The organism is Planctobacterium marinum, from assembly GCF_020687805.1.
Lineage (GTDB): Bacteria > Pseudomonadota > Gammaproteobacteria > Enterobacterales > Alteromonadaceae > Planctobacterium > Planctobacterium marinum.
The window spans coordinates 436,235-454,024 of record NZ_JAJEWQ010000002.1 but is presented as its reverse complement, the minus strand read 5'-3'; the positions used below and the strand labels follow the sequence as shown (position 1 = coordinate 454,024).

The following is a 17,790-nucleotide window of genomic DNA, read 5'->3' as shown; positions in this document are numbered from 1 at the left end:
CCAGGGCTTGCTATTTTAACAGTGCTGACAGCGGTTGATTAAAAGCGATAGCTGGCACCGAAGGTAATGCGTCGGTCAGTTAAGCCTTGATAACACAACAGCGCCCCTTCATTTATGCAGTATTGTTCAACGTCAGACTTGGTCAGGTTAACCGCTTCCACTCCGATGTTAAGGTTCTCATTAACGTCATAGCTGATACTGGCATTTAACTGGCCGCGATCATCCTGAACCACCGGAAAGCCCCATGGAAAACTGCTGGTACTGCCGAAGTCAATTGAGCGGTACGCCTCACGCCAGGTATATCTGGCCCGCGCTGACAACCCGTATTTCTCATAGTAAACAGTCAGGTTATAGGCGTTTTCAGACAGATCGATAAGTGACTGCAATGCCGTTACTTCTATATCCTCAACCCCGGTAGTGGCGGCGAATACCGCATTTGCCCGACTCGTTCCTGTATCAAACGACTCACCACCAGAGAATTCTTGCTTGGTATAGTTCGCAATAACACCAAAGCCTGACGCCCACCCCAACTCACTTTCAAATTCTGACAAGTCGTACTGAACGGCCACCTCGATACCTTTTTGTGTGGTTTCGCCTGAGTCATTGATAGTGGTGGATGTCGGAACACAAACACCAACTCCTACGTTAGGGCCAAACACATTGATGTCAGCGATTGGATTAAAGATACCGCCCTGCTCACAGTCAGGTCCTGTGGTATCGCGATACCCTGTGGTGGGATCTTCGTAAGGGTCAGTTTGCTGCATAACGTGCAATGCACTACGGGTTTTGTGGAAGTAACCAATGCTCACCACGCTGGCTGGTGCAAAATACCATTCAGCAGAAATATCAAACGAAGTAACTTCTTCAGGCTCCAGCCCGGGATTTCCAATTGATACCGGAGGGTTAGGGCTGGTACTGAAGGTTACAGAAGTAGACAGATCGTCAAAATCAGGACGACGAATATCTTTTGACCAGCCAGTGCGCACCAAAACATCATCCGTAACATTCGCCACGATATTCAGTCTGGGTAACACAAAACTGTAGTCACCTTTAGACGTCACCTGCTCCACAATTTGATTGCCATTGGCATCCTGGGTAATGGAGTTACCCACGGATTTCACCTCCGTCTCAACATAACGCAAACCCACATTACCTCTGAAAATACCGGCTTCAAAGTTTGCCTGAGCAAACAGCGCATTAGTTTCTTCTTCTATATCAAAAAAGCCACTGACAGCTGATGTAGGTGAATCAATAGGACGGCTTCCACCATGAGCGGTAATCGCGGCATTGAGGGTGGCCAGCACGCCATCGGGGTCAGACGCAACAAGTTCCGGGTTAATGAGCAAATAATCCCGTACAAACAAATCCCGACCATCGGCATCGCCAAAGTTGGTGGGGCCCGGAGTGAGAAGTTCTGCAAACAAATCACCAGAAGGACTGTCGGCCATACTTCTCAAACCCAGATTGGAGCGCACCTGATCACGCAAACTGGTAGATTTGTTGAAACGGTAGCCAAAATCAACAGAGCTGATATATTCGAAATCCAGTGCGTAATTAACATCCACTCTGAACGCATCTTCACCGTTCTCGGCCACATCACGGCCCACACTGACATCGCGTAAAACGACGTTTGCCGGGTCAAGTAGTTGCGCGGCCGTAGGTGAATTTGCCTCATCAAAGGCGATACCAAATGCCAGTGCACCATCGAGGTCGTAGGCAAAGGGCGTTCCGTTTTCATTGGAAGAGTTTATTTCGGCATTGGGGTTAATAAAATTTAAAGTGGTATTAATGCTGGGGGTTGTTGAATCTGAATTGGACGTTGATGCCTCCACACTGACGCTAATGTTATCGCCATTCCAGTCACCGCCTAAACGGAAGATTTTACTTTTGGTGATACGGGAATTGGTATCACTGGAAAAGCGCAGATTGGGATCCGCACCGCCTTCCTCAACAGGAATAACCCCTTGCAATGCCGCCTGAATACTCCCCAGTTCAACACCATCCAGACTGCCAAAGTTCACGGTTTCAAAAGCACTGGGCACTGAGACGTTTCTCAAATCACTTACGCCCGAAGCCTGCACTCTGGAGCTCTCTTCACGGCGCTCTTGATCATTGATCACCGCATCAAAATAAAACTTGAGATTATTGTCTAATTCCCATTCTAACGTACCGGAAAAATTCTTAGTCTCGTACTCGTAGTTGTCATAGTCCTGATTTAAAAACTGAATAGGCAGAAAATCAAAGGCCTGAGCACTCGCTACGCCACTGTCAGCAAGCACAACATTGTCACGATCCACTCTGGGACGAAAAGCGGATACGTCCTGTTCTGTATAACTGCCACTCAATACGATACCAAAACGTCCATTGTCCAGGTCCCAGTTGTCACCGTAAGATCCTGAGATACGCGGGGTCATGCCATCGGTAGAGAGACTGCTGTCTTCGGCCTGCACACGCACTGACGCCAGGGTGTCATCCAATTGTAACGGGCGAATGGTTCGCAGATTTATAGTACCACCCACAGACCCTTCGATGGTTTTAGCTTCAGGGGCCTTTGTGACTTCAACAGCGGAAATGATTGCCGCTGACACATCTTCGAAATTAATACCACTACGGCCAGAACCGGAACCTACTGTGGAAACCCCATTAATCTCAGTTCTGTTAGCATTGGTGCCCCGAATTTGTACTCCGGTTCCTACCCCCGCTTCCCGGGTAATTTGAATCCCCGTCACATTCTCCAAAACTTCCGCCAAGTTTTGATCCGGCAATTTACCAATATCGACAGCCTGTATCACTTCAACGAGATTATAGGCTGAACGTTTTTCAGCCAGGGCGTTGGTCAGAGATCCCCGAATGCCAGATACCTGAATAACTTCGACATTGTCGGCTTCGTCGGTGCTTTCTTCCTGAGCCAATACCGGGTTTAGCGTACTCAGCGCGGTTGCAGAGAGCACCGCCAGAGTGATTTTGGATAGATTAGGTCTCATCTTGGTTTCCATAGTTAGTTGTGTGTTTAACGAAACATTTGCAAATTACCAATTGGCCTTTACAAAAGCTTCACATATTTTTTACAACACAAAACACTTTTGGTCAACCCCTTGGCTCACCATTTAACTTACCACAAACATTTACCAAGAACATAAAGGCACTTACAAATTGGTATGTTTTCATTGTATTTTTACAAAAAATAACGCCATTTCAGGATTTTCAGAAAACGGACTCCACGGCTGGAATCTGGCTGTGTACCCGAGATTTTTTGATTAAAATTCAAGGCGTTAAAAAGGGAAGTAAGAAACAGGGTTAGTAGTGGCGATGGTGTTCAGAGATGGCGAGTTGCGGGTAAATCCCGACGCAGTTATCCGTTGTCAGAACAGGGGGGAATCCCCGTCCTGGACAACCAATATTTTTTTAGAAGCAGATAGCATTATTTATAATTTTGCTATATCCAACCACAATTCAGGGCGACCAACAGGTGTGTCGGGATGCATATCAGGATTGGCGATTCGCATTACAACACGATGGCTAAAATGACTTTCTTCGACGGCGGATTTAATCATAGGGTTGGCAAAAAACAAGCTGTCGAAGCTACCGTCGGTGATGGCCTGCTCCAGCCCGTTCAATATGCTTGCATGCAATTGAACACTGTCTTTGCGCAGATAAAAATACATGGCGTAGGGATAAATCAGCAACAGATTTTTCTCCACCTGCAACCCCAGTTCCGGGCGAGATTTAACCTCAGACCAGGGTTCATGCGCCGCCCGAGGAAAATAATCAAATCTTCCGCCATCCAGCATGTGGAATAGATTCTGATATTTAACACTGGTTTCTACCTTCAACCCCGCTTCTTTCAAGACCCGCGTCGATCCCCAGAAGTGCCCCATGCCCGCAGTAAACTGACTAAGACTGGATAAACTGGTCACCGAGTCGAAACGAGCCTGGTCACCTTGACGAATAATAAATATCCGGTGGCCTAAAAGCCCCTTTAACAAGGGGATACGTACCGCGTTAAGCTTGTCATCGAGCACTTTAGAAGAGCCTGCCCACATCAGATCTATTCGGCCTGCATCGGTTTCTTCCACCAACCGCCCCACCGGAATCTCGGTGTCCAACTGAGCTAAGTTCCGCGTATTACCAGACTTGCGCAGTGCCAGCTCAAGAATAGATAGAATCAATTCTTCCTTTTCACCTACTACCTTGTTCACTTTTATTGTATCAGCCCGCGCTGCAGCTTCAGTGACACTGTAAAACAACAATAAAAAAAGCAATATTCCCGGTTTCATTTCTTCCTCCTAACCTGTCAGCATGTAACAGCAAGAACGCTGCAATGGATATAATTTGAGAGTGCCTGTCTGGTTGCCATTTAACAGATACCAATAAACTTATATACCAACAGGATAACCAAAATCAACATCAAGTTAACATTTAATTATTACCAATATTGATTATTGGTTAACTATTGCTTAACATTTAGTTAGATTTAAGACCCGCAATATTTGTCCCGGGATTGTGTCTATGCTGAAAATATCCGTTAAGATTAAAGATAACAGGAGTTAAACGATGGCTTTAAAACGACAGGCTACAATACTTTCTCTGAGTTTGTGGGCGACAACAGGTTTACCTGAAGCGCTGGCGACTTCCCTTCCCGCTGACCAATTCGATCTGAGCCACTGGAAGATCACTTTACCTATGGACGGCGACAATAATGGCAAAGTTGATGAGGTTGATGTTGCAGAGATTCAGGCCTATAGCCACAGCGACTATTTCTTTGTCGATCAACAAGGTAATTTAACCTTTCAGGCTCCGAATAAAGCAGCCACCACCGCCACCTCCACCAATACCCGAAGTGAGCTGAGACAAATGCTGCGAGGGACAAACAAAAAAATTAAAACCAAAGCTCCGGGGAATAACTTCGCTCTCAAGGCACACCCAAACAACGAATCTTTTGGTGCTACCGGCGGTATTATGCAGGCCACACTGAAAGTCAATCATGTGGCGGTCAATGCAAGACACCCCGAAAAATACCCCGCGTACTCTGTCGTTATAGGTCAGATCCACGCCGGAAAAGACAACCACTTAATCAAGCAAAACCAGGGCTTTGGCTGGGGTAACGAGCCTCTAAAAATTTATTATAAAAAGTGGCCTGAGCATAATACCGGCTCAGTTTTCTGGACCTATGAGCGCAACCTCCCCAAGCAGGACCCCCATCGTATCGACGTTGCCTACCCTGTTTGGGGTTTTACCTGGGAGAATCAACAAGATCCCGGCGACACTGGTATAGCGTTGGGAGAGAGTTTTAGCTATGAGGTCCATGTTTCCGGCAATGTAATGCATTTGAATTTTACCGCTGATGGCCATCAACCCGTGGAATACCAGATAGATCTGTCCAACAACATTGATGCCTTGGGCATACCTGATACCAGAGATCACCCGCAGGGTTACGCAGGAGACTGGCACTACTTCAAAGCCGGAGCTTACAATCAATGCAGCGTGAAGGATCAACCAGGGTTCTGGTATGCAGGGTGTGCCGGTACCGGGGACTGGGAAGTTGATAAACAAAATGGTGACTATGTAAGTGTTAGCTTTTCGCAGTTAAAACTACTACCAGCCAACTAACGTTGGCCTGCCCCACCTAATAAGAACGCCAGATTCTGCCTGAACTGGCGTTTAGTTTTAGCGCTGCTCACAGTGGCAGGCTGTTCGCAATTTGTCAGCAGATTAGCCTGGTGAGTTTTTTTGACGTTTTTCCGTAGTAATTAATTATTTCCTCCGCAAACTCAGTAATGCGGGCTCGAACAAATCCAGCTTTCTTATAGCTATGAACACCAACTGCATTGATTTCGAAGACAACTCGGCTGAACTCAATGGTTTCAGCGTTCCAGGACAAAATGAAAAAGCCTACCCCCTGGCGGTGTACAAAGCACTCAGCTATACATCCCCCGGAGTGACACAACACGCCCGATGTTCATCGTGCGAATAAAGAATGATAAATTCAGGGGTATCACTGTGCCCCTGTTCGACACGACCAGCCTGCAACCAACTGAGCTTCGTTGCCCACTCCGGCATGCACCTTTCGATTCAAAGATTGGCCGATATTCGCAGACATCTCACTCAAAATAAAACGCAGCAATAGTCAAAATAAATCAGTATTAATATAGGTGTATTGGTTAAATTAAATTTAGAGCTAAGATGGCGGTTCTGGCCAGAGGAGAGATAGAGTGAAGAGCGCTCACTGTACTGGTGAGCGCTATTTAGGTTAACGATTAATATTTGAAGCTGATACCCGCGAACAAGCGAGGACCGTAGTCGTTGACTTCACCCAGGTTATCCTGCACATAAAAATCCTGAGATTTTGGTGCACTGAACAGGTTGATAGCTTCGACCTTTACGCGAATGTTCTTATTGATTTTATAGGACGCTCTTGCCTCCCAAACGCCCACTTCATCCACATAACGCAAACGTGTTCCGTTGCTGGTGTAAGGCTGAAAATACTCGCTTCGATACTTGTAAATTAATGCCGTATCCAGATCGCCAATCTGATAATACAATTGCCCACTGAAGACGTGCTCAGAGAAGCCTGGCACAGACCCCGCTGGCACAATACCAGCGGTTAATTGCGTGCTATTACCATTCACATCGGTGATAAAAGTATTGCCATAATTGCTGTCTTCAAACTCAAAGTCAGTATCGGCGTAGTTGTAGCCAAATTTAACCCCGACCCCATTGTCCCAACGATAGGCAATAGAGGCTTCGATACCAAACAAATCACTTTCATCTTCATTGGTGACGGAATTAGTGACAGGCAGGATCACTTCCTGGCCATCCACAATAAAGGATTCCAGTTCTGTACGCTGCTGGAAACCGCCCTGGAATTGCTTGTAGTAGACACTCAATGCAAAGATCGAGTCTTCGTTTGGATAATATTCCACAGCCAAATCGTAGTTCCATGACATCAGCGGCTGTGTATTGGGATTACCAGAGCCATTGGCGCCCACAAACAGATCTGACAGCGTAGTGGGGGCTACGTCATCGTCCGTCTGGAAGGTACGACTGTATCCCAGATCACCTGGGTCCGCTCTGGACATACCGCGATAAATACCCGCACGCAGCAATACTGTGTCACTATAATCCATCACAAAGTTAAAACTGGGCAGCACTTCAAAATAATCCCCGCCACCTTCTATGCGCTCCAGTGAATCACCCGTTACCAGACTCAATACACCAAACTCATCTGAAACCACATCAAAACTGTTTCTGAAACCTATAGAAGTAACCTCAGTATCCACCAGTCTGACACCAAAGTTGCCTCGAACCACTTTGTTCCACATTTCTGTGTCATAGTTCGCCATCAGGTAGGCCGCGGTGGTTTTTTCTGTGACATCTTTGGTACCGGAATTTTGATATTCAACACCGGGATATAAGAATTGACCGCCATTTGAAGCAACCACAGCTTCTGAGAAACACTGATTGTTGTACGTTGCCCAGGAAGAACCGGTGCCACTGGAAACCAGATTGCCATCGCCATCAATATGGGTAATGAGATCGCCGTCTGAAACGCTGGACAGAAAATCACTTTCCGGAAATTCTATCTGACAACTCTGCAATACCTCGAGTGCCGAAATCTGCCCCGTGTCCAGGTTAAATTCATTACGCGAACCATTGCCCTGACTACCACCGTATTGCACAAATGTCAGCTCAGATAATCGCAGTCCACCCTGAATACTGGTAAAGGCTCCGCCATCCAACTCATAATTAAAGTCCAGACGTGCGCCAATCACTTCGTTATCGCGAACGTTTTCCCTATCAATCCTGGTACGCAGGCTGTCGGTGAAGTTTGCTATGTCAGTCACATCAAAATCCGTCACCGTGATGTGCGGAATATATTCCCCCATGTCCCAGGTAAAGAATGGACGATTAGCGGTTCTGCCACGGTTAGATATTTGCAATTCTTCACGCTTAGTCTGTGAATAAGATAAATCAAATATCAGTGATAGTCTGTCGGTTGCAAAATGCTCGATATTGATACCAGCACCGCGGTAATTTTCTTCACGAGAGAACTGTTCACCCGCCGATTCGAATCGCTCCTCACCTTCCCAGTGTAAAATACCCCCCACCTGATTGGTGATCAGCGTCGGACCGGTAACCCCGGGTGTTGCTCTTTTTTGTAACCAGATCAAATCATGACGCGCTTCAGCCTGAATACGATCTGAAAATTGAGCATCAAGGTTTATTTCCCAGGCATCGGAAGGCTGATATTGCAACGCAAAAAATAACGCGTCGCGCTCATCAGAAGTTTCATTCTGACGATAACTGCGGCTGCTTCCCGTCCAGGCATAGGGTGTTCCATCGCTTAAAGCACGGCCGGTCTCCGGATCAATTTGTGTGTCATAACCCTGATTGCTACTGCCACTAACCTGATCTTCACAATCACCAGCGCTACTGCGATAGAAGCCCTCATTGGTATTATAAGGGTCGTTGAGACAGGCCCATAACGAAGACCCGGTTGGACTGGAACTGCGATATTCCGCTTCAGGCTGACTAATATCCTGACGCTGAATACCAAACGACAAACCGATCGCCTGGCCATTGTTTAATTCGAACTGATCCACGTAACTGAACGTGCCCCGGTATCCCAGGTCACTTTGCAGGGAGTTTTCAATGTTGCTCTCGTCAGGGTTGTAGTTGAGTTTTACTTCACCCTGGACCCGTTGCTTCCCAAAATCCAGAGGGCGCAAAGTCTCAAGCGATACCACACCAGCAACACCACCTTCTATCATGGAAGCGTCCTGGGTTTTGTATATCGCAACTTTTTTCACTAACTCAGAAGGAAATTGCGAGAAATTTACCGAACGGTCGCCACTGCCATTGGTCGCTTCCCGCCCATTGATGTGGGTTGCGCTTAAGAAAGGGCCCAGACCGCGAATGGTAATTTCGGTGGCTCCGCCGTTTTCACGATGCGATGCCGCACCGGTAATGGACTCCAGTGCTTCACCAATAGACAATGCCGGTAAGTCACCGATGTCTTCGGCAGACAAACCATCGACTACTGTGGTGGCTTCGCGTTTAATCGCAATCTGATCCTGAATGGTCTTGCGGGTCCCCACCACGTCAATCACTTCAACATCCGTTGCCTGCTGCTCGCTCGTTTGTTCCTGAGCCAATACCGGAAAAGTGGCGGCTCCCGCCAACGTAACCAATAAACCTTTGCGCAACCAGTTGGCAACGGGATTCAACGCAAAAGCACGTTTAGTGGAAAAAGTTTTAAATTCTGTTTGCAACGACATTACAGGTTCTCCGTGGTCAATTCGAGTGCGCCAAAGGCGTCGTGTCGTTTGTTAAAAGGTCTAATAAGGATGTTTGCTGCCATACGATTAATCATCCTGAGCCACCCATGTTGATCCTGCGCCAACCTCTGTCGCCTGGATATAGTGTAGGCCTTTCGCTCCTGCAATGGCCTGAGCGCCATCGGGGTTGGTTTCGGTCAGGGTATTGGAGGCGGTTATCAAATCAGGTGCTTCTTTGCCGTTAGCACCAGGGTCCTGGTCTACCGCACCGTCGGTGTCAAACTGTCCATTGCCATTCATATTGCGAATGTCCACCCAGTATTCATCTTCCACATCGCCAGAGGCGTAACTATCACTGAAACCAAAGTTGTTGGAGAAAAAGGACTGGTCGTGATTGATCAGATCGCAATCATATTCAAAAGTGTGGTCACTACTGCTGGCATCGAAGGGCAAAAACAAGCCTTGTGCCAGAGGATCATTGTTTAGTCCATTGGCGATAAGATTGGCATCAAAATCGATGACAAAAAAGTTTTTGGTCAATGAATACAACACCGGGCTGTTGTCGGCTGTCAGTTCGTCACAGTCGCCAACCGGCGCTCTAGAGCCAATCTCAGTACTGAAAACAATAGGTTGAATCGAGTTCAGAACCGTGTTGTTTTTCACCGATAAAGTTAAATCACCGGTGCCATCTAAAATAGCCTGGTTGCCACTATTTGGCACACCGCCGTCAGCCTGGGAAAATGGATTTGGAGTAAACACCAGTCCACCCGCTTCTTTATTGGTGGAGCGAATCCCTGCGATGTAATTGTTTTCCACTGTGTGACCCAATGGTGTGATCAGCACTCCACTGGGGCGGTCGTCGGAGCCGGCGATATCGGTGGTACGAATAATGATATTGTCGGTGACGGTGTTGAATCCACCATCTTCCAGCGAAATACCGCCGTTGGCATCAATAATTGTATTGCCGTGAATTGTGGCGCCAGACGTTTGCACCCGCATCAATCGACGCCCAGTAACAAAGTTATCAATGCGATTGTAGCGAATAGTAAAGCCGCTATTTTCAGCCGAATCAGTGCCAGTGGTGCTGCCAACATTTAGCAATAATAAACTGGAATCATCAAAATTTGGGTTGTCGCTATTGCTGAACAGATTGTACTGAATGAGGTGATCAGATCCTGCCGATGCCAGTTTTATCACCGCGCCTTTTTCCGCGTTGTTTCTGCCGGTAAAGGTATTGCGTTCAATAACAGCACCTGAACCTTTCAGCATTAACCAATGATGCGTGCTTTCGTTCAGCGCTGCCTGATCCCCGGATAAGGTGTTTTGGCTGAATATAAAGTTATCCGCCTCTGAATAAATTACCGCCTGCTCTTCGGTTTCACAAAATGAACCGGCTTTGGTATCAATATCCGTAAAGGTAATGCCATTAATTCTGCTACCAGCAGCCGTTGCGGCAACATGGATACAGAGTTCACCGGAGATCACCGGCATTTGTTCTTCGACAGCCCGTAATTGCACAGTACTGCTCAGTGAAATTTCATCCAAATCACTGTAAACATTGGTATTAAGTCCAACGACACTGCCATCTGCTAATCCGCCATTCACAGCGGCCAACAAACCATCTGCATCGGTTACCACCTTGCTGTATATCACCGAATCTAAATTCGCTTCGACACTATCACTAAAACCGTCATTGTCGACGTAGCTGGCACTGACCGAAATCACAGTGCCGGCCTGGTTAATTGGAGTCAGTGTATTCCCCTGAGCACCTGCTATCACTGCGCCGTCGGCCATCCAGGTATAGCTGACATTGGCACTATCGACACCATTGTTATCCGTAATAACTGCCGTTAATACCGCATCGGCAAGATAAGGTTTAGTGCCTAGAATAACAATACTGCCCGCTTCATCGACGGCAACACTAGCCACTTCAATGGTGGGGTCAGACAGGTTCTCTTCGGTAAACCCATTATCATCCACGTAGCTCACCAATACGGTGATCACGCTGCCGATCAACGACTCTTCAACCACATAAGTAGACTCAGTAGCACCTTCAATAGCCACATCATCGGCGTACCATTGATAGCTGATTTCACCAGAAGCACCATCAGCATCATCAATTTCAGCACTCAGCGTATTCCCCACTGTTGGCGTACCGGAAATCGTCACAGCGCCTTGCGAGTTCACTCTTGAAACCGGTCCTACAGGATCTGAAACTACCGCTTCGTCAAAACCGCGATCATCGGTATAACTTGCTGAAACCGTGATGAGAGTACCAAACTGCTCTTCCTGTAAATCTAAGGTAGACTGAACTGCATCGGCGATAGCTTCATCATCGGCATACCACTGCCAGGCTACCGTAGCGCTTTCTATTCCATTGTCATCAGACAAACTGGCATTAAGCTGCCCACCAACGACTGCCTCTCCTGTGACACTGACCAATCCCGCAAAGGGTATTGCAGCCACACCCGATGTAGCACTGCTGATATGTGATTCATTAATTCCTTCATCATCGGTATACAAAGCCTGGACCGAAATAGCGGCACCGATTTGCGCATCGGTTAACAAAAATGAACTCTGGCTGGCACCTTCAATGCGTTCTCCATCGGCATACCAAATATAAGTCACGGAACCGGAAATGCCATCTGGGTCACTGACAGTAGCGGTGAGTGTTTGCCCGGTTGTGGGAGTTCCCTGCAACGTTACCGAACCTCGGGTGTTTGGATTATTATCTGATGCACCACCGCAACCAGCGAGAGCCATTGCGATGGTACAGAGCGTAAGTACTTTTCGTTTCATGATGGTTTGAATCTCCAACTTCATGATTTTACCGACCTGATTACCAATAAAAGACACAAAACCCAATTATTGGTAATAATATTAACAGAGCTTTTGTTAACCTATAGGTAAATATAAACACACTTTCACAAAATTTACCATCATTGCACAAATAAAAATAACAATTAATTTACAACATAAGCAAATGAGATATTACAAAATTACAGAAACACAGTTACCAATTTGCAAATATTGGTAATTACAAAGATATGGGATGATAAAGTTTAAGGTGCGAAAGACAAGAATCCGATACGACCTTGCAAAAAGAGATAGTGCTCAACGGTTGGCATGTATAACTGCGGTCTTGATCGGAGACTGCAGCTCAGAACCCGTATCCCGCGTGCATATTATTCAGATGATAAAAAGTCGCCTGTACATAGTCTCTGGCATCGCCGCTGTTGTTCTGATTGTAAACACCGGCTTTAAAATACATATACTGACTATTGCTGCCGTAACCGCTTTGCCTCATATCCTGAGATTTGTGAATATTTTGTTTTCCTTCCCGGATCAAGGTCACATACAACACTTCGTCCTGAACAGTGATTTTATAGCTAAACTTTTCATTGAGTCGGATGCCATCATCTGGATCGCGCCAGTCGCTGGATCGGGACCCGAGTATCTCAACCCATAAGTCTTCCCCCCCGTTAAGCTCATGTGCGAAATACACGGCTCCCAAATCATTGTGAGGTAATTTGCGATAGTACAGACGAATGGGTTCATCATCAGTGGCGTGAATTTGTCCTATGATGACCCGTCCAACTTTTTTGGGATCACCACTCACAGAGACCCGGTTGACTGCCAACGTCGCTTCCAGGCTCCCGTCTACCGCTGCGGCGTCACGGCGTACAGAGCCATGAGCAGAGCTAAATACCCAATTGTTTTTACTGATCCCCTGAGTTTTAATCCGGGTATTGCCACGGCGCAACATTTCTCTTAATTCCGTTCTGGGATAGCGGGTGTTTTTTGAGGTCCTGGCTCCTTCATTCGGGCAGGCGAAGACCATTCCACCATCAGCAGCGGTATAAAACAAAGGGTTAAGGGTAAAGCCCTCACTCAAGGGTTGCTCGTATATCATGTCGGCCTTGCCATCTTTGTTCAGATCGGTAGGTAACGTCAGACTCCAGTCCAGCAAATCAAAGTTTTCTGAAGGACTAACATCCGATTTCAAATGCCGCCAGTCACCCAACAGCTTGCCTTCAGGCAATTGTTGGTGAGGACCGCCATGTGACGTCTCTCCCGACACTGCCACGCTCATCGGCGCACACCACAATAGCGCAATAATCACCCACCTGAACCTGATCATAAAACCTGACTTCCCACAGAATAAACACACTGATTAAATACATCGACGGGAGCTGCTGAACCGGCAATTACAGGCTTGCGTTGACCATTTGCCATGGCTTTAGCACTGGCCCGCTCAGGCAAGAAAGCAATTGGAGGATTGGCCTGGTTAAACAAATGAATTTTACCATTCTGGTACCCTGCTCTGTCCTTTTTGGGATACATAGAGAATGTAGCCTGACTGACCCGAAAGGCAATTTCTTTGCAGGCAGCCAATATGGTGCGAATCAGCATAATTAAGTCAGTATCCACGCCATCTTGTTTCAAAACAGGGATTAAACGACGCATCAGGAATACCGGTTTAGGCAGTTGAGATCAGCAAAACACTGCGTCAATCGCTTCGCCATCTGCTGCTCAGCCTGGCGCAACCAGACCCTGGGGTCATAGTGTTTCTTATTGGGTTTGTCGTCACCATCTGGGTTACCTATCTGGGATTGCAGGTAGGCGTGTTTTTCCTCATAGTAGTGCTTTACACCCTGCCAGCTGGCCCACTGGGTGTCTGTATCAATGTTCATCTTTACCACGCCGTACCTCAGAGATTCGGCAATTTTTTCCGGATCAGAGCCGCTACCACCGTGAAAAACAAAATTAAGGCTGTTGTCTGGCAAATCAAATTTGGCAGATACATACTTTTGAGAATCCCTCAGTATTTCCGGGGTCAGTACTACATTTCCGGGTTTGTAAACGCCGTGAACATTGCCAAATGAGGCGGCGATAATGAAGTTTGGACTAATCTTACTGAGCCTTTCGTAGGCCCAGGCCACATCTTCAGGCTGTGTATAAAGTGCAGAATTGTCCAGATGGCTGTTATCCACACCATCTTCTTCTCCACCAGTGCAGCCCAACTCAATTTCCAGGGTCATTCCCATTTTCGCCATGCGGGTGAGATAGCGCTCACAAATAGCAATGTTGCCCTGCAAAGACTCTTCGGATAAGTCCAACATGTGAGAACTAAACAGTGGCTTTCCGGTAGTGGCAAAATGCGCTTCACCCGCTTCCAGCAAGCCGTCAATCCAGGGTAGTAAGGGTTTTGCTGCATGGTCAGTATGTAACATAACCGGTACCTGGTAATGATGCGCAACGCTGTGAACATAGTTTGCGGCTGCTATAGCCCCGGCAATTGCAGCCTCGTGCTTATCCAGCGGCACTGACTTGCCAATAAAAAATTGTGCACCGCCATTAGATAACTGAATAATCACCGGAGATTTTACCTCTGCAGCAGCCTCCAGGGTGGCATTAACTGATTGTGTACCCACCACATTGACCGCGGGTAGCGCATAACCATGCTGTCTGGCATGGCTGTACAGCCGGGACACTTGCTCGCCGGTTATGACACCAGGAACAATGTTTTTTTGCTTTGAACTTGTGTGGACAGCCATCTTAATTTTCCCGCTAATGCATGGCCAGGCGACAGGCATCAGTGATCGCCTGCCAGTTGCCCTGCTCCACCCAGTTTTTTGGCGAAACCCAGGTACCGCCTACCGCAAACACATTCTTCAGGGACAGGTATTGCATTCGGTTTTCAGCGTTAACACCACCTGTAGGACAAAAAGAGACAGACCGGAACACTGAAGACACGGCAGCTAAAAACTCAGGACCACCTGATAATGCCGCCGGAAAGAGTTTTTGTTCTTCAAATCCATGTTCTGCGGCTAACAAAATATCACCGGTATTTGATACGCCAGGTAAAACAGGAACAGGACATTCCTCTAGTTGACGCAATAAATTCTCGGAAACCGCTGGGGTAACAATGAAATCAGAACCCACTTCAAGCGCTTGTTGCAAAATCGCGGTTTTGGTAATAGTACCAGCACCAACAACAAGGTCAGGCACCTGTTGTTTAATGGCTGCCAATGCCGCGAGGGATTCTTCGGTGCGCAATACAACTTCGACTAATTTTAGTCCGGCGGCTGCCATAGCCCTGGCAATTTGTACCCCTTGCTCAGAGCTGTTGGCCTGAATAATAGGTAGCAGTTTTTGTTCTGACATCAGTTCAGAAAAGCGTGTCATGGTATCTCTCTCTAATAACGCTGGCGGCTTGGATAACTGCGCCAGTAGCGTGCAAATGTAAATCTAACAAATTGAATATTGGTTTAGCTGGCCTGACTCATAGCCTGTTGAAATGCCTCGGCTGGAGCAATAGCACCGGGAAACTGAATAACAATTCCCGCTGCTTTTGCCGCGAAACTAACGGCTTCAGATATACTCTTTCCACTGAGGCGGCTACCCAGATACACGCCGTCAAAGGCATCCCCCGCGGAGGTAGTATCTACCACGTTTTTCACCGGAGTGATAACGTGATTTAACAGGGATTCACCGTCAAACGTCAGTACCGATTGCGGACCATTTTTCACCACAATTTCTTTTAATTCATACTGTTGGCAAAACGCCATTACCTGCTGAGCGGAATTGACCTGGAAAAGCACCTCTAAATCCTCAACGCCCGGCATGGCTATATCAGCCAGTTGAAATGCGCGGTGAAAGCTTTGCGCTGCCTCCTCTGGGTTCTGCCACATAGAAGCCCGATAATTAGGATCAAACACCAGGGTAACACCTTGCGCCTTAAGCTTCTCCAGTTTGCGCCAGAACAACTCTCTGGATGGTTCCTCTATAACGCCCAGCGCGATGCCCGAAAAGAACAGCATGTCACTCTGAGCGATTTGCGCCAGTTCGGCATCATTCAGGAAATCACAGACTTTTCTGGCTGCAGAGTCTTTGCGCCAGTAACTAAAACTGCGTTCACCGGCGCTATCAGTTTCAATAAGGTATATTCCCGGGTGTTTGTCTTTAGCCTTAAACACCAGGGATGAGTCCAGTTGTTCTTGCTGAAACTGCTGCAGCATACGGTCACTGAGTTTGTCCTGCCCAACTGCGGTGACAATGCCGGTATTTATCTGATTAAAGGTACGTTTTAAATAAACGGCACAATTGTATATATCACCGGCGAATGACTGCTTCATGGTTGTGTCATCAGTGGCACGCAACTCCACCATACACTCACCTAGTAAATAAATGGTTTTCATCGCGTTACTCTGGCTTTTTTAGCGGTTCAATTTTGGGGATTAAGAGCCAGACGGCCGCCATAGCGATGATGGCCAAAGAGGCTCCGATCACAAAGGCTGGGGTATAATTTCCGTCTGCGGTCAAAAAAGGTACCAGCGAGGTCAATCCTACCGCCCCTAGCTTTGCCGCCATACCAGAAAAACCAGCTAATGTGCCTACGGATTTTTTACCTAACAGGTCGCTGGGCAACGTTTGTACGTTACCTATTGCGGTCTGAAAACCAAACAGGATTACCGCCATTATCAACACGGCAATAACCGGCTCTCCCGGGTTCGCCATCGCCAACAAAGCGGGCAACATAATTAAACAGCCGAGGGTAATGATTAGCTTTCGGGTTTTATCTGCACTCCAGCCGGCCTTCAGTCGGTTTTGTGCCAACAAGCCACCAAACCAGGCACCAAACATCGCCCCCACATAGGGTACCCAGCCGTAAATACCGATGGACTGCACATCCATGCCATATACTTCATTGAGATAAATTGGAATCCAAAAAACAAACAACCACCAAATTGGATCAATCGCAGCCGAAGCAATAATCACGCCCCAGCTTTGCTTGCGGGACAATAACTCCTGGGTAGAGGGGTTATATTCATCTTCATCGGATTGCGCATCAATATCACAAACGCGTTTTTGACCTGTGAGTATGTATTCCCGCTCCTCATCGGTGATCCAGGGATGCATACCCGGTGGGGCTTTCACCAGAATCAACCAGGGTATCAGCCACAAAAAACCAACAAGGCCAACAGCAATAAACACCATTTGCCAACTGAAATAGACTGTCATGTATGCGATAAGAGGGATGGCAATGATGCCGCCAATCGCCGCGCCAGAGTTGAAAATCCCCTGCGCTAACGCCCGCTCTTTCACCGGGAACCATTCAGCGCAGCCCTTGGTGGCCCCGGGCCAGTTGCCCGCTTCTGCGACACCTAAGATGGCTCTAAAAATACTGAAGCTCAGTACCCCCTGTGCAAAGGCATGGGCGACTGTAGCTAATGACCACACCCCGATAGACAGAACAAAGCCAATGCGGGTGCCAATCCAGTCAAAAATTTTGCCGAAAATTGCCTGACCAAACGCATAAGCAAATACAAAAACAATAGAAATGTTGGCATATATCTGTTTGCGTTCCAGTGCTGATTCGTCGGGAAAGAGTTCCTCCACGATATCCGGCCATAAAACGCTTAGAGCCTGGCGGTCGATGTAGTTAATAATCGTGGCCAGTGCAATCAACACTATTACCCACCAGCGTAATCCTTGTAGTTTCATGGCT

At 47.3% G+C, this 17,790-nt stretch carries 10 protein-coding genes and 1 pseudogene; 1 reads left to right on the top strand and 10 read right to left on the bottom strand.

Features of this window, described 5'->3' with window-relative positions:
• Positions 1–38: 38 nt before the first annotated feature.
• Both LJ740_RS07315 and LJ740_RS07310 read right to left on the bottom strand, forming a co-directional pair.
• Positions 39–2,984: a TonB-dependent receptor gene (locus LJ740_RS07315; RefSeq protein ID WP_229528418.1), complete on the bottom strand. Its 2,946-nt coding sequence runs from the start codon at positions 2,982–2,984 to the stop codon at positions 39–41.
• A 441-nt stretch (positions 2,985–3,425) separates the two neighbouring features.
• Positions 3,426–4,277: a diguanylate cyclase gene (locus tag LJ740_RS07310; RefSeq protein WP_229528417.1), complete on the bottom strand. Its 852-nt coding sequence runs from the start codon at positions 4,275–4,277 to the stop codon at positions 3,426–3,428.
• Between the two features lie 277 nt (positions 4,278–4,554).
• Here LJ740_RS07310 and LJ740_RS07305 point away from each other — a divergent pair, with 277 nt between their 5' ends.
• Positions 4,555–5,610, top strand: coding sequence for a polysaccharide lyase family 7 protein (locus LJ740_RS07305; protein WP_229528416.1), 1,056 nt, complete (start codon positions 4,555–4,557; stop codon positions 5,608–5,610).
• Positions 5,611–6,257: 647 nt separating this feature from the next.
• Here the strand turns inward: LJ740_RS07305 and LJ740_RS07300 are convergent.
• The 8 genes and pseudogenes from LJ740_RS07300 to LJ740_RS07265 all read right to left on the bottom strand — a co-directional run bounded on the left by LJ740_RS07300 (position 6,258) and on the right by LJ740_RS07265 (position 17,786).
• Positions 6,258–9,278, bottom strand: coding sequence for a TonB-dependent receptor (locus tag LJ740_RS07300; protein WP_229528415.1), 3,021 nt, complete (start codon positions 9,276–9,278; stop codon positions 6,258–6,260).
• A gap of 87 nt (positions 9,279–9,365) precedes the next feature.
• Positions 9,366–12,077: a poly(beta-D-mannuronate) lyase gene (locus tag LJ740_RS07295; protein ID WP_229528895.1), complete on the bottom strand. Its 2,712-nt coding sequence runs from the start codon at positions 12,075–12,077 to the stop codon at positions 9,366–9,368.
• A 361-nt stretch (positions 12,078–12,438) separates the two neighbouring features.
• Entirely contained in the window at positions 12,439–13,419 is a 981-nt protein-coding gene (locus tag LJ740_RS07290) for a polysaccharide lyase family 7 protein (RefSeq protein WP_229528414.1), read from the bottom strand.
• Positions 13,420–13,634: 215 nt separating this feature from the next.
• Positions 13,635–13,745: pseudogene (locus tag LJ740_RS07285) on the bottom strand (class 1 fructose-bisphosphatase); the annotation flags it as partial.
• Positions 13,745–14,836, bottom strand: a complete 1,092-nt coding sequence (gene fbaA / locus LJ740_RS07280) for a class II fructose-bisphosphate aldolase (protein WP_229528413.1) — start codon at positions 14,834–14,836, stop codon at positions 13,745–13,747. The gene fbaA and the pseudogene LJ740_RS07285, both read right to left, overlap by 1 nt.
• Positions 14,837–14,849: 13 nt before the next feature.
• Positions 14,850–15,467: a bifunctional 4-hydroxy-2-oxoglutarate aldolase/2-dehydro-3-deoxy-phosphogluconate aldolase gene (gene eda, locus LJ740_RS07275; protein WP_229528412.1), complete on the bottom strand. Its 618-nt coding sequence runs from the start codon at positions 15,465–15,467 to the stop codon at positions 14,850–14,852.
• A gap of 83 nt (positions 15,468–15,550) precedes the next feature.
• Positions 15,551–16,480: a sugar kinase gene (locus tag LJ740_RS07270; protein ID WP_229528411.1), complete on the bottom strand. Its 930-nt coding sequence runs from the start codon at positions 16,478–16,480 to the stop codon at positions 15,551–15,553.
• Between the two features lie 4 nt (positions 16,481–16,484).
• Positions 16,485–17,786 carry an MFS transporter gene (locus LJ740_RS07265; RefSeq protein ID WP_229528410.1) on the bottom strand — a complete coding sequence of 434 codons (1,302 nt, stop codon included), beginning with the start codon at positions 17,784–17,786 and terminating at the stop codon, positions 16,485–16,487.
• Between the last annotated feature and the right edge of the window lie 4 nt (positions 17,787–17,790).

What these genes read in the sequence shown, in the direction of transcription:
- LJ740_RS07315 (WP_229528418.1), bottom strand. Translation starts at nt 2,984, where the DNA reads ATGAGACCTAATCTATCCAAAATCACTCTGGCGGTGCTCTCTGCAACC.
- LJ740_RS07310 (WP_229528417.1), bottom strand. Translation starts at nt 4,277, where the DNA reads ATGAAACCGGGAATATTGCTTTTTTTATTGTTGTTTTACAGTGTCACT.
- LJ740_RS07305 (WP_229528416.1), top strand. Translation starts at nt 4,555, where the DNA reads ATGGCTTTAAAACGACAGGCTACAATACTTTCTCTGAGTTTGTGGGCG.
- LJ740_RS07300 (WP_229528415.1), bottom strand. Translation starts at nt 9,278, where the DNA reads ATGTCGTTGCAAACAGAATTTAAAACTTTTTCCACTAAACGTGCTTTT.
- LJ740_RS07295 (WP_229528895.1), bottom strand. Translation starts at nt 12,077, where the DNA reads ATGAAACGAAAAGTACTTACGCTCTGTACCATCGCAATGGCTCTCGCT.
- LJ740_RS07290 (WP_229528414.1), bottom strand. Translation starts at nt 13,419, where the DNA reads ATGATCAGGTTCAGGTGGGTGATTATTGCGCTATTGTGGTGTGCGCCG.
- fbaA (WP_229528413.1), bottom strand. Translation starts at nt 14,836, where the DNA reads ATGGCTGTCCACACAAGTTCAAAGCAAAAAAACATTGTTCCTGGTGTC.
- eda (WP_229528412.1), bottom strand. Translation starts at nt 15,467, where the DNA reads ATGACACGCTTTTCTGAACTGATGTCAGAACAAAAACTGCTACCTATT.
- LJ740_RS07270 (WP_229528411.1), bottom strand. Translation starts at nt 16,480, where the DNA reads ATGAAAACCATTTATTTACTAGGTGAGTGTATGGTGGAGTTGCGTGCC.
- LJ740_RS07265 (WP_229528410.1), bottom strand. Translation starts at nt 17,786, where the DNA reads ATGAAACTACAAGGATTACGCTGGTGGGTAATAGTGTTGATTGCACTG.